This window comes from Pseudoglutamicibacter albus, assembly GCF_022346425.1.
GTDB lineage: Bacteria > Actinomycetota > Actinomycetes > Actinomycetales > Micrococcaceae > Pseudoglutamicibacter > Pseudoglutamicibacter albus.
Window position 1 is genome coordinate 1 of the sequence record NZ_JAKRCW010000020.1, and the last position, 11,719, is coordinate 11,719.

Annotated in this window: 13 protein-coding genes, 1 tRNA gene and 1 pseudogene; 8 read left to right on the top strand and 7 right to left on the bottom strand. The window is 58.3% G+C overall.

Features of this window, described 5'->3' with window-relative positions; all coding sequences use genetic code 11:
- Positions 1–103 precede the first annotated feature (103 nt).
- The 5 genes and pseudogenes from MHJ63_RS09560 to MHJ63_RS09575 all read right to left on the bottom strand — a co-directional run.
- Positions 104–1,153 carry a DNA methyltransferase gene (locus MHJ63_RS09560; protein ID WP_239447277.1) on the bottom strand — a complete coding sequence of 350 codons (1,050 nt, stop codon included), beginning with the start codon at positions 1,151–1,153 and terminating at the stop codon, positions 104–106.
- Positions 1,122–1,550 carry an aminotransferase class III-fold pyridoxal phosphate-dependent enzyme gene (locus MHJ63_RS09565; RefSeq protein ID WP_070491421.1) on the bottom strand — a complete coding sequence of 143 codons (429 nt, stop codon included), beginning with the start codon at positions 1,548–1,550 and terminating at the stop codon, positions 1,122–1,124. The genes MHJ63_RS09560 and MHJ63_RS09565 overlap by 32 nt, the downstream gene beginning before the upstream one ends.
- A 26-nt stretch (positions 1,551–1,576) precedes the next feature.
- Positions 1,577–1,699, bottom strand: a complete 123-nt coding sequence (locus MHJ63_RS10080) for a hypothetical protein (protein ID WP_338110395.1) — start codon at positions 1,697–1,699, stop codon at positions 1,577–1,579.
- A gap of 122 nt (positions 1,700–1,821) precedes the next feature.
- Entirely contained in the window at positions 1,822–2,901 is a 1,080-nt protein-coding gene (locus MHJ63_RS09570) for a 2,3-butanediol dehydrogenase (protein WP_070491423.1), read from the bottom strand.
- Between the two features lie 167 nt (positions 2,902–3,068).
- A pseudogene (locus MHJ63_RS09575) lies at positions 3,069–3,266 on the bottom strand (FAD-binding oxidoreductase); the annotation flags it as partial.
- Here MHJ63_RS09575 and MHJ63_RS09580 point away from each other — a divergent pair.
- Positions 3,251–3,460, top strand: a complete 210-nt coding sequence (locus tag MHJ63_RS09580; protein WP_239447278.1) for a hypothetical protein — start codon at positions 3,251–3,253, stop codon at positions 3,458–3,460. The pseudogene MHJ63_RS09575 and the gene MHJ63_RS09580 overlap by 16 nt on opposite strands.
- Positions 3,461–4,064: 604 nt before the next feature.
- Here the strand turns inward: MHJ63_RS09580 and MHJ63_RS09585 are convergent.
- Complete coding sequence (locus MHJ63_RS09585) at positions 4,065–4,841, bottom strand: type IIL restriction-modification enzyme MmeI (RefSeq protein WP_338110396.1); 777 nt, start codon at positions 4,839–4,841, stop codon at positions 4,065–4,067.
- Positions 4,842–5,072: 231 nt separating this feature from the next.
- On the opposite strand from MHJ63_RS09585, the gene MHJ63_RS09590 reads away from it, so the two are divergent.
- From MHJ63_RS09590 to MHJ63_RS09620, 7 genes are all read left to right on the top strand, one after another.
- Complete coding sequence (locus tag MHJ63_RS09590; RefSeq protein ID WP_239447280.1) at positions 5,073–6,020, top strand: ABC transporter ATP-binding protein; 948 nt, start codon at positions 5,073–5,075, stop codon at positions 6,018–6,020.
- Positions 6,021–6,037: 17 nt separating this feature from the next.
- Complete coding sequence (locus MHJ63_RS09595) at positions 6,038–6,808, top strand: ABC transporter permease (protein ID WP_070507168.1); 771 nt, start codon at positions 6,038–6,040, stop codon at positions 6,806–6,808.
- A gap of 15 nt (positions 6,809–6,823) precedes the next feature.
- Complete coding sequence (locus MHJ63_RS09600; RefSeq protein WP_239447281.1) at positions 6,824–7,984, top strand: sensor histidine kinase; 1,161 nt, start codon at positions 6,824–6,826, stop codon at positions 7,982–7,984.
- A gap of 128 nt (positions 7,985–8,112) precedes the next feature.
- On the top strand, positions 8,113–8,715 hold the full coding sequence (locus MHJ63_RS09605) for a response regulator transcription factor (RefSeq protein ID WP_239447282.1): 603 nt from the start codon (positions 8,113–8,115) through the stop codon (positions 8,713–8,715).
- A gap of 57 nt (positions 8,716–8,772) precedes the next feature.
- The gene (locus tag MHJ63_RS09610; RefSeq protein ID WP_239447283.1) at positions 8,773–9,126 is read left to right on the top strand and encodes a cupin domain-containing protein; all 354 of its coding nucleotides are present in this window, start codon (positions 8,773–8,775) and stop codon (positions 9,124–9,126) included.
- Positions 9,127–9,196: 70 nt separating this feature from the next.
- The gene (locus MHJ63_RS09615) at positions 9,197–10,138 is read left to right on the top strand and encodes a hypothetical protein (protein WP_239447284.1); all 942 of its coding nucleotides are present in this window, start codon (positions 9,197–9,199) and stop codon (positions 10,136–10,138) included.
- Between the two features lie 166 nt (positions 10,139–10,304).
- On the top strand, positions 10,305–11,405 hold the full coding sequence (locus MHJ63_RS09620; protein WP_239447285.1) for a trypsin-like serine peptidase: 1,101 nt from the start codon (positions 10,305–10,307) through the stop codon (positions 11,403–11,405).
- A gap of 76 nt (positions 11,406–11,481) precedes the next feature.
- Here MHJ63_RS09620 and MHJ63_RS09625 read toward each other — a convergent pair.
- Positions 11,482–11,555: transfer RNA gene (locus MHJ63_RS09625), tRNA-Met, on the bottom strand.
- Positions 11,556–11,719 lie beyond the last annotated feature (164 nt).

The following is an 11,719-nucleotide window of genomic DNA, read 5'->3' on the forward strand; positions in this document are numbered from 1 at the left end:
ACTCCAGGCGGACCATTTCGATGATCTGATGGACCGCCTTCTCCTTGAACTCGACGGAATACTTTCTAGGCATAGTTCAATCCTTCCTTAGCTGAGGTAGGAACTAAACCCAGGACGCTTCGCGCGAAGATGCCAAACGATATTCCCGGACCGCTTGAACTCGTTCCATAGCGCGCGGCATAGCAGTGAGTTCCTCTGGTGTGGCTTCACCTAGCCACATGACCCAACGTTCGATACCTTTAATGAACTCTTGGGAACCGAACCATCGGTGGAAGAAACGCTCGGCTTTCGGCTCTGCTGCCAGGAACGCTTTTTTCTCGCCTGCGGTGAAGAGATAGTTTCCGTTATCGATCGGTTGCGAACCGATACCCGCCACCGGTACGTCCGAGAGCGGTTTGTTACGGCTCCATACAAAGACATCCGGGGCATCTTTGAGGTAGGCGTTCAGCTGGTCCGGATGTTCCAGCACGGGCTCCGCATCCACCGTCGAATAGTGGTAAAGACGCTTTGCGCCACCGCGTTTGGAGAAACCCACGATGACGACGAACACCGCCGCAGCACCGGAGGATTCGGTCGTCCAACGGAACGTGTCGTGGGCGAAGTCGATACGTACACCCAGGTCATAGATCGGCGACCACACATTCGCTACCTGCTCGCCTTGGCAGATCGAATTCGTCGATACGAACGCCGCACGCACAGGATGATCTCCCATGTAGCGGGCAGCAAGCATAAACCAGGCCGCCACGAAGTCAACGTTTCCCGCGTTGCGGGCTCCCCCGAATACACGGAGCACATCAGCTTTCTGCTCTTTGGACTGATAGCGCGCACCAACAAACGGCGGGTTGCCGATGATGTAGCTACACTCTGACGGGTCGAGCACCTCAGCCCAGTCGATCTGCAACGCGTTCCCGTGCACCACATGCGCCGAGTCTTGAAGCGGTAGATCCTCGATCTGGCTATAAACCACCGTCTCGGCCCCAGCATTAGCCTGCAGCTCAGCGATCCACATCGCAGTCTTAGCCACGTTCACTGCGAAATCATTAATTTCAATCCCGTGAAACTGCTTCAGGGAAACCTTCAACGGCGAATGCTGTTCAGATAACCCGAGCAACGTTTGATCGTTATGCAGCTCGGAAAGAATCTTGTTCTCCATCTTCCGCAGCTGAATATAGGTTTCCGCTCACGAATCCCGGTGTGAACGGACCGAATCCATCCCGCACGTTTTCGTCATCGCTGAACGACATGATGGTCGTGGTACGGCCGTGGAAGTTGCCGTGCATCACAATGATTTTGGCCTGGTCGGCGGCCACGCCTTTCACCTTGTAGCCCCACTTGCGGGCGGCTTTGATCGCGGTTTCGTTGGCTTCGGCGCCGGTGTTCATCATTAGCACGCGGTCGAGGCCTGACAGCTTCGTGATCGCCTCGGCGAACTCGCCAAAGCCGGTGGCGTAGAACGCTCGCGACGTGACGTCGAGCTTGCGCATCTGGGCGCAGGCGATATCGATGAACTTGTCGTTCGAGTGGCCGAAGTTTGCGGCCGAGTATGCCATGACGGCGTCGAGGTGGCGCTTACCGTCTACATCGGTGACCCAGGCCCCTTGCCTTCAGCGAGCACCACCGGCAGCGGGCCGTAGTTATTGGTGCCGTGTTCGTTTACGAGTTGAATTTCTGCGGATGCCCGCGAAGACAGTTCAGACATGCTCCAAGCCTAGTGTCACAAAACAGCCCCAGCAGCCCACCCGGACCCAAAGCGAACGCCCCGCAGCAGCAAAACTGCGGGGCGTTCAGCGTGCGCATCAGGATGCACGCACTTCGTTGGGACTATTCGAGACCCTCACCCGAGGGCGACACCAAAATTTTTACCGCGGTTTCGTTGCGGTTGATGAGGGTGTCGAAGCCCTTGTCGATGAGGTCGTCGAGGCCGATCTTGCCGGTGATAAATGGCTTCAGGTCGACCTTGCCTTCCTCAACCATCTTGATGGTCTTGGGATGCGTGTTGACGTACGCGATCGAACCGCGCATGTCGATCTCCTTCATGACCAGCTTGTGCATGTCGAAGTCGGCCTTGTGGCCCCAGATCGAGACGATCAGCAGCACACCGGTGGGACGCAGTGCATCCATCAGAGTGTCAAGCACGACCTGCACGCTGGTGGCCTCGATGGCGACATTCGCGCCCTTACCGTCGGTGAGTTCGCGCACCTTCTCGACCACGTCGACCTCGCGCGGGTCGAAGGCGTAGTCGGCGGCACCCGAGTCGAGTGCCTTTTGGCGGCGCAGTTCGCTCAGCTCAGACACCACGACGGTGGCTCCGATGGCCTTGAGCGCAGCACCGCAGAGCACACCGATCGGCCCGGCACCGCCGACGATAGCGACGTCGCCGGCTTTGGCACCCGAGCGCTCAACCGCGTGCACGGCTACCGAGAACGGCTCGATGAGCGCGGCCTGGTCGAGGGGAATATCCTTCGAAATCTTGTGCACCCAACGGCGCTCGACCGCGATTTTTTCTGACAGGCCACCGCCGCGACCGGCCAGGCCAATGAAGTTCATGTCTTTTGACAGGTGGTAGTCGTTGCTGTCGGGGCCAGTGTCGACGCCGTCAGCGATGATGTAGGGTTCCACGACAACGTGGTCACCAACTTCGAGTCCTTCAACGCCCTCGCCCACCTCGTAGACAACGCCCGACATTTCGTGCCCGAGCGTGATGGGCGACTCTTCACCCGAGATGGGGTGTGGGTGCCCCGCGGGCGGGCAGAAAATGGGGCCGTCGAGGTATTCGTGCAGGTCGGTGCCGCAGATACCGCACCAGGCAACGTCAATACCGACTGTGCCAGGGGTGACCTTCGGCTCGGGAATGTCTTCGATGCGAATGTCGTGATTTCCGTAGTAGCGTGCGGCCTTCATTACGACCTCCTAATTGGAAGATGGGTCGGCACGGATCACGCGCCGATCGGCGACGATAACGCCCAAGCTCAGTGTACTCCCGCAGCTACCTCGCTATCTTCAGGTTCGATGAGAAATTAACGAGTCGGCACCATCAACAATTCACAAATGCACTCAATAGTCACTATTCAGCAAATACCTTGCCCCCTATTGAGAATGTTTTTCGGATCAAAGACGCGCTTGATCTGCCGCTGCAACTCATATTGCCGATCGCCCAGCTCGTCGCCGAGCCAGCGGCGTTTGAGCAGGCCGATGCCGTGCTCGCCCGAGAGCGTGCCGCCGAGTGCAAGTGCCGCCCGAAACATTTCACTTGCCGCCTCCCAAACGCGGCTACCTCGGGGTCGGTGGTGAGCACGGCCCGCCCACCGGCCCGCTCGACCACTTCGAGCACCAGTTGCGCCTCACGCTCGGCATCGCTGCCATCGGTTTGAATGAGCAGATACACATTCCCCTGGCTGGCGGCGCTTCCTGCGGAGGCCGCTCAGGCCGACTAGCCGAAACAGGTACGGCGCGTGCTTAGTTTTTCTGGACTTCGGGGGTCCAGGAGGAGGGTGATCTTGTGTAGGCCCTCTTCACCAAAATCGAAGTGGATGAAGTGGTCGCCGATCTCGTAGCGCCGCCACGTAGGGCTCCCGCAACCGATAGCTTCAGGTTCCCCGAAGGTGGCATCGGCTTGTTCTGGGGTGATATCTGGTGCCACAAATCCGTCAATGAGCGACCCCGACCAGGAGCCCACATTCCAGACATCTTCCGCGATGAATTGGAAGAAGATAGCTGTAAGGATCTCATCATCGAAGCAAAATTCCAGGCCCTTGCCCTCGAAGATCCAATGGATGGCGGGGAGTTCTTCGTCTTCCCAGACTGTGTAAGGCGCGCCGACATCACTTGCTATCTGAGAGACCTTTGGGTCGTCGATGGTGCATCCGATGATCTCGTTGAAGGCCGCGATTGGACCGGTGAGCGCATTTGTATCCGTCGTGGAATGAAAGTTTCAAAAAACGACAAAGACGCGATCTTGTCGTGGAACCGGTTTAGATCGTTACGTCGCTTACGGTCCCCCACACCCTCTGCCGTGAGAATCCCGTCCAGCTCGGCCTTGAGCTCATCCAAAAACAACGGGCCGATCAACTTATGGATGTTCTGCGGCGACGTGTAATGCATCCCACCGGAACGTCGGGTTTCCGGTTCAGCGTGGACTCGAAAACACCGCCGAAAACAGTCGGGCTGATCTGCGACCAATCCGTGCCGTCACTGACTTCCTCCAGAAGCACATCGACGATCTGCTGAGTGAACTGCGGAACCTCGACATCCGCCTCGAACAGCCCGCCATTCACGTACGGGAAAGCCTTCAACGCGTCAGAAGCGTAAGGATCCCGCTCCTCCGGCTTAGTTCTCAGGTAAGCAATAAGCTCTTTCAACGCCGGCCGAATACGATCCGCAGGAATCGGTTTGAGGTAGTTATAGAAAGCATCCTTCGCGAAAAGCCCTGCGTCTTCAGCGAAAAGCAAGAAAACCAGACGAACACACAACACGTTGAGCGAATGCTTGGAATCTTCCGAATCCGGATCAATGTATTGGGCCCGCAAAAGGTCATAGACCCTGCCGATCAGCTCGCCAGCATCAAGAGATACCTTCTCTTCACGCCGGCGACGCTCCAGCTCTGGATCCACCAGAAAATCGAGCAGATACAACTGCTCCGGCAGTTCCTCCAAACGGAACTCTTCGTAGCCGCTCTCCGGATCATCGGAGTCTAGATCGTGAATACGGAAACGGTCAAAGTCACACACGATGATCGTGTCCGGCCGTTCCGAATTGCGCAGAGAATCAGCGTAGTTCTTAGCCCTCTGTACCCGTTGCATCCGCTCGCGCTGCTCAGCGGCGTAATTCACGTCCCCAACCATGGCCTGCACTCTCTGCCGGCCTCTAGTCAGCCTTCACATACACAACAGGCAGATGAGGCACCCGGTAGCGAGCCATCGGACGCGTCGTGGACATCCTGCCTAGAGCTTGATCGTATCGAACAACCACACCGCCACCGGTGACATTTGTCATCCCCTACCCCACACATCTTCATATTTTCTCGTGTGCGCATGCCCTACCGGCGGGCCAGCCTGCCTCCATAGGGTTGAAACATGAGTTCAATCATCGAAGTAAGAAACCTCGTCCGGCGCTACGGAGACTTCACCGCCGTGGACGGCATTGACCTCGATGTTGTCCCTGGTGAAGTCTTCGGGCTCCTCGGCACCAACGGTGCGGGGAAGACCTCGACCCTCGAAATCCTCGAAGGGCTAGCCAAACCCACCCAAGGCCAGGTGCGGGTCTACGGTAAGAACCCCGTGAAGGACCGCAAGAAGATCCGCCCCTACCAGGCCGTGATGCTTCAAGAAGGCGGTTTCCCACCCGACCTCACCACCAAAGAGACCCTGAAGATGTGGGCCGGGACGCTGTCCACTCCCCTCCCCGTGGACGATGTGCTCGCGATGGTGGACATGACCGACCGCGCCGGCGTCCGCGTCTCGGCGCTCTCCGGCGGCGAACGGCGCCGCCTCGACCTTGCTTGCGCGCTCGTCGGCCAGCCGCACCTACTCTTCCTCGACGAACCAACCACCGGCCTCGACCCGGAGTCCCGCCGGCTCGCCTGGAACCTGCTACGTAAGGTCAACGAGAACGGCACCACCATCGTCATCACGACCCACTACCTGGAAGAAGCAGAGCAGCTATGCGATCGGCTCGCGATCATGCACCGCGGACGCATCGCAACCTCCGGCACACTCTCGGACGTGGTTGCCGGCCACCATTCAACCATCCGGGTAGGCGCCCGCCCTGACCTGCCCCGGTTCGAAGACATGTCCACCCACGATGGCGTCACCGAGATCCGCACCATGAACCTGCAACACGATCTGACCGAGCTGCTCGTGTGGGCCCGCCACAACGACGTCACCCTCACCGACATCGACGTACGTCACGCCTCGCTGGAATCCGTATTCCTCAGCATTGCCGACGACCCAGCGAGCTACTCAGCCGCACAAGCTGATTCAGCTGCTACACAGACCAACCCAACCGCCCCACGGGGCGCCTAACAGAAACGGAGACCACGATGACTACGACCGAAACCCGTACCGTATCCGCGTTCTCCCAATGGACCAGCCTCACTAAGGCAGAGTTCACCCTGTTACGACGCAACACCATGCAAGTCATGTACGCGATCGCGCTGCCGCTCGCCGTGCCTCTCATGTTCACGCAAATGGCTAAGCGTGAGGGCATGGGCGAGTTCCTCGGGATGTTCGTCGCCCTGATCCTCGCCATCGGGCTCACATTCGTGTCCTACTACAACACGCTTTCAGCGGCCGTGAACCGACGCGAAGAACAAGTGCTGACCCGGTTGAGGGCCGGTGAAGTCGGGGACGGCACCATCCTCGCTTCCCTTGTCAGCCCAGGTTTCTTCCTCGGCCTCATCATGTCAGTGGGCATGTTCGCCGTCTCTATCGCGGTGCTCGATCTCCCCATCCCCACCAACATCCCTCTGCTTGCCGCGTGCGTCATCGCAACCGTGGTGCTGTTCCTGCTAGCGGGGCTAGCAACAACGATTTTCACCCGCACCGCAGAGTCCGCACAGATCACCTCCATGCCCGTCATTATGCTGCTCACCCTCGGGCCCGGCCTCATCCCGATGCGCAACATCTTGAATGACACCCTGACCACGGTCACCGAGTTCATCCCGACCACCGCGATGGCCGACGTCATGTCTATCGCTTGGTTCGGCGGCGACCTCGCAGATGCCGGCAAACCGATGGCTATCCTTGTCGGTTGGATAGTATTAACCGCTATGATCGTGGCCACAAAGTTCCGTTGGTCCAGGAGAGGGTAAATCAGGAGAGGGCAAATGTGGCGATTTCGACCAGTTGAGTCCTTCGAGGTTAGCCGGAGCCGGCGCGCCTACCGGTCATTCCAGTGGACTCTCGTCATCTCGGCACCCATCCTCACCGTCTTGTCCTGGTGGGTGTTTGTTTATCCGCAACACCCCGAAGCAGTCACGAAAGCCCCGGCCTATGCAGCCATCGGCATCCAAACCACGATTACGGGCATCATCTACTGCGCCTGGATCATGAAGGGCATCGACCTGCGCTCCTCATGGAGCCAGGCCGTTGCCCTTCTGGCGCCCATAGCGCTCGCGCCGATCGCCTTCACATGGACGAACACTCCCGAAGCGATCCCTGCCGGACTGTTAGCCTCATTCCTCACCGCGGCGTCGCTCATCACCTCAATCGGCCCACTGTGGGCGGGAATCGTCCCCGTAGGCACCGCGATCGCCTACACCGTCATCACCGATGTCCCCAACCCGTTGTACTTCAGCTACATCATCTACGCGTTAGCCCTGTGGGTCACTTTCAAATCCTCCGTCTGGTACCTAGACATCCTGCGCACCATGGAGGAATCAGCCCGGGCCCAAACCACGATGCGGCTGGCCGAGGAACGCCTCCGGTTCGCCGCCGATCTGCACGACGTCATGGGCCAGCGCCTCGCAGCGATCTCGTTGCAAGCCCAAACGGCCAAGCAGTTGGTTCAACGAGGCTCCGACCCCTCAGCTCCGCTGGATGCCATCGTGGACCTGACCAACAGATCTACGACCGACATGAGGGCGATGGTTTCCACCTACCAGAAACCCGAATGGCGTAGCGAACTACCCGGCGCTGTCTCCTTGCTTAAAGCAAGCGGCGCCAGAGTCACCGTGAACGGGAAACCCCCTGCATCCAAGGAGACCGAGGCCGCGTACATCATCCGCGAAGCCACCACCAACATCCTCAAACATTCCAACGCCACTAAGGTCACCGTCGAGGTGGACGGGTCCGGTATGAGGATCACCAATAACGGGATGCCGCACAACAAGTCGCGTCGAGGCAGACCGGGGCAGGCCTGGACTGGGCAGGGCTGGACTGGGCAGGGCTGGACTGGGCTTGCTGCCTTGCAACGCCGCCTCTCCCCCACCACGCTCTCAGCTAAAACAGTGGACGATACGTTCATTCTCTCGGCACAGTGGAAATAGGCATATGCGTCAGAAAGAGGCATAGCCACTCAAGTAAGCCCGGGTAAGTAGGCCTAGGCAAGTAGGCCAGGGCACTGACCGATGCTTAATGCGAACCACGATGAGGCGGAGACAGAGGCGAGAAGACCATGTTGCGTATTGCGCTCGTTGATGACGAAGACCTCGTCCGCTCGGCTTTGGCCTCGCTACTTTCCCTCAACGAGGAGCTCACCGTTGTAGCCGAGTATTCCTCCGGGGAGGAAGCCATCGAGGCCATGGACGGGGTCGATGTGGCGGTCCTCGACCTCCAGCTGGGTGGGATCAACGGCATCGAGACCGCCAAAGAGCTCATGGCTCGTGGGGCTGCTGGCGCGACGATGATCCTCACTTCACATGCCCGCCCCGGTTACCTCAAGAAAGCGCTCGAAGCAGGCGTGCGTGGATTCCTACCGAAGAACGCGCAGGCTGACGATCTGGTCCGCGCTATTACCGACATCCACGCAGGTAAGCGCGCGATCGACCCTACCCTTGCCGCGGACACGATCGCCGCAGGCGATTCACCGTTAACTGCCCGCGAATCAGACGTTCTGGAACTCGCCGCGCTCGGATTACCCGTCCACGACATCGCCGTGCGTGCCAACCTCGCAGACGGGACCGTGCGCAACTATCTGTCCAACATTCAAATCAAGCTAGGCGCCAGATCCAAGCACGAAGCAGCTGAGATCGCTCGCCGCCACGGATGGATCGGCTAACGGCTCACCCTGCCCGTCTAGGAAAGCCCGTCAGCATCACACGAGAGGAACCCAACCATGAGTGAATCCACACCTTCACAGACCGCTGCACTCGGGTACATCGACAACCTTGCACAGCACATTGAGTATTCTCCGAACTCAACTGCCTCGGCCAAGCTCATGCGCTCCGAAGGAGTGAACGTGGTGTTGTTCGCGTTCGATGAAGGAAAAGAACTATCCGAACACACAGCCGCGATGCCTGTGATTGTGCAGGCCCTCGAAGGTGAACTAGAAATCACTGCAAACAACCAAACGGTAACCCTGCACCCGGGCGGCATGGTGCATTTCACCACACGCCTACCGCACGCCGTTAAAGCGCTAACCAAAGCGAAAATGGTGCTTTACATGTTGAACCGCCCACCAGCAGAATAGAACAAGGCACCAACGAAACGACACAGCGCCCCTCACAAGACACACCACAAGACAAGCGAGAGAACACAGTATGAGTGAACAGCCAGAAATCAGTAGGGAGTACATCCTCAACACAGCCGCCGGGTTCCTGATCCAGCAGCTCGGAACGCGCGGTATCACCGCTACACCACTTACTACCGAAGAAGGCCACATCCTCGAATTCGAGACTGGCGGCTCAGTATCGATGGACAACTTGGCTGACGAGATGCAACGCCTCCCGCAGCAGGACTGGCAAGAAACCCTGCACCGGTGGCTCGAATTCTCCACGGCAGTCGCGAACACCAACAGTGAGCCTGAGCTGAGCTCCGAAGAGCTGTCTGCTCGGATCAGGACCCGTATTTTCGAAAAATCTCAATTAGATGCCGATGGCTTCGAATACGCACGCACTTTCGGTGGCGACCTGCTGCAGGTTCTGTGCATTGACCATCCCACGCACGTGAGCACGCTGACACAGGGTGCCGCCCAAGACCTTGGAGTGCCACTCGAGGAACTGTTCGCCCAAGGTCAACGCAACACGAACGCCGAACCCATCGAGGAGGGCTTCGAGAAGGACGGTGTGCATTTCGTGACCGGAGATTCGATGTTCATCGCATCCAAGGTCGCAGACATACCTGCCCTGTTGCAGCAACTGGGTGTTGAAGCGCCAGAGGGCCTGATGGTCGCGGTCCCTAACCGTTCAGCGATCCTGTACTCGCGCATCGACCCCGATGCGGGCATCAATAACCTCGTTCCGATTGTCCAAACTCTCAGCGCTCTGACCCCGGAAGCCGGTTTCGATGCTCCCGGAGGGATGCTGAGCCGAAACGTCTACTATTGGCTGCCGGACGGGACTTTCGAGCCGCAGCTGGGCGTACCGCAAGAAGCGCTTGAGGCGGCAGCCGAGAATGACCCGAACCTGCAAGCTCCTGAACCGGGCACGGTCTTCGTGAACCCGGGGCCTAGGTTCGCCGAACGTTTCCTAACGGAGGACTGATAGAGAGGTCTCATAGCCGCTTCTGCCCGGGGCACCGCCCCGGGCAGAGGTTTATCATCTCAAATCATCACCCTCAAGCCACGCCCAAAGTATATTCAAAGTTTTCCAACAGACAATTCATAGCTATTCTGAGACTGTCCGAATGCAGTACACAGGATAGGAAAACATGTTTAACAGAAAACCCTTTGTACGGGTAGGCATTTACGCGTTATGTACCGCCGTTTTCTCAACGTCGCTAACAGCCACCGCTCAAGCGGCACCACGGCAGCTAGATAACGAGAACGACCAAGCTGTATCCATCACAGCACCGGATCACCGCAACGCCAACGCTGAGTCCTCCCTCCGCACTCAGTCGTCTGCCAACACTCAGTCATCGGCTACCACGACTGACCCGGCCGGGTACTGGACTGAAGAAAAGATGCGGTCTGCGATTCCAGCTGACCGTTTTTCCTCCGCTAACGCAGCCCTTGCCCCTCAAAGCAGTGTGCCGTTGAGGGCGCCAGCTAGCGACGACCTGCAGGCTTCCGGAAACAATAAAGAGGAGCACTATTCCCACCCGGTATCGCCTAGCAACTCTAGCTCGACAGAGATGAATTCCGCGCGAGCTTCTTCAGCGCCAGTGCCTTCTACCGCAGGCAAAGTATTTTTCACATATAAGGGAAAAGACTACGCCTGCTCAGGATCAGTTATTAACACTGCCAACAAGAGTGTTGTCTCTACAGCAGGGCACTGCGTACACGGCGGTAAAGGAAAGGGATGGCATTCCAACATCGCGTTCGCTCCGGCCTACAGGAACGGCAAGGCACCGAGTGGCTTGTGGAACTGGAAACGAGCCACCACTTTCCAGGGCTGGAGGCAACACTCTGACCCGTCACGTGACCAGGCTTTCTTCACCGTCCACAAACTGAGGGGTAAAACCCTAGTGCAGGCCGTCGGCGGAAACGGCATCTCCTACAACTTGGGCCACCGGCGGAACGGGGTCCGCATCTGGGGCTGGCCAGGTGAGAAGCCGTTCTACGGGGAACGCGCCCACTACTGCGATGGAAACACCTTCAAACGCCACCGGCTTCTCAACGATATGAGAATGTCCTCGTGCGCGATGAGCGGTGGCGCTAGCGGCGGGCCATGGCTTAGCAAGCGCACCTCCAAAGACCTCGGATACGTTTTCGGGGTGACCTCACGCGCAAGTATTTCTGGGCCACGCTACGTTTTGTCAACACCGTTCAACAACTCGGTACGAAACCTGCTCAACGACATTGGCAAATAGGCTAAGCCGCAGGAATACCTGACAGGAAAGCTGAAGGCCCTGGACCTAAGTATTAGGTCCAGGGCCTTCTTTCTCGTTGCGGGGAGAGGATTTGAACCTCTGACCTCCGGGTTATGAGCCCGGCGAGCTACCGAACTGCTCCACCCCGCGGCGTGCTTTCCACTATAGGGGAGCCACCATGTGTAAGCAAATCAGCGGCGTACCTTACATATATTGATCGCGTAGCTACAGTCGTGCCTCACATACTTTGAGCGCGTACTCCTACGCTGAACAAGTATGAACAAGGGTGTGGTCTCAATGTCGACACGTATCGA

Bases quoted from the DNA above. Each gene is read 5' to 3' on its own strand.
- MHJ63_RS09560 (WP_239447277.1), bottom strand. From the start codon at position 1,153: ATGGAGAACAAGATTCTTTCCGAGCTGCATAACGATCAAACGTTGCTC.
- MHJ63_RS09565 (WP_070491421.1), bottom strand. From the start codon at position 1,550: ATGGCATACTCGGCCGCAAACTTCGGCCACTCGAACGACAAGTTCATC.
- MHJ63_RS10080 (WP_338110395.1), bottom strand. From the start codon at position 1,699: ATGTCTGAACTGTCTTCGCGGGCATCCGCAGAAATTCAACTCGTAAAC.
- MHJ63_RS09570 (WP_070491423.1), bottom strand. From the start codon at position 2,901: ATGAAGGCCGCACGCTACTACGGAAATCACGACATTCGCATCGAAGAC.
- MHJ63_RS09585 (WP_338110396.1), bottom strand. From the start codon at position 4,841: ATGGTTGGGGACGTGAATTACGCCGCTGAGCAGCGCGAGCGGATGCAA.
- MHJ63_RS09590 (WP_239447280.1), top strand. From the start codon at position 5,073: ATGAGTTCAATCATCGAAGTAAGAAACCTCGTCCGGCGCTACGGAGAC.
- MHJ63_RS09595 (WP_070507168.1), top strand. From the start codon at position 6,038: ATGACTACGACCGAAACCCGTACCGTATCCGCGTTCTCCCAATGGACC.
- MHJ63_RS09600 (WP_239447281.1), top strand. From the start codon at position 6,824: ATGTGGCGATTTCGACCAGTTGAGTCCTTCGAGGTTAGCCGGAGCCGG.
- MHJ63_RS09605 (WP_239447282.1), top strand. From the start codon at position 8,113: ATGTTGCGTATTGCGCTCGTTGATGACGAAGACCTCGTCCGCTCGGCT.
- MHJ63_RS09610 (WP_239447283.1), top strand. From the start codon at position 8,773: ATGAGTGAATCCACACCTTCACAGACCGCTGCACTCGGGTACATCGAC.
- MHJ63_RS09615 (WP_239447284.1), top strand. From the start codon at position 9,197: ATGAGTGAACAGCCAGAAATCAGTAGGGAGTACATCCTCAACACAGCC.
- MHJ63_RS09620 (WP_239447285.1), top strand. From the start codon at position 10,305: ATGTTTAACAGAAAACCCTTTGTACGGGTAGGCATTTACGCGTTATGT.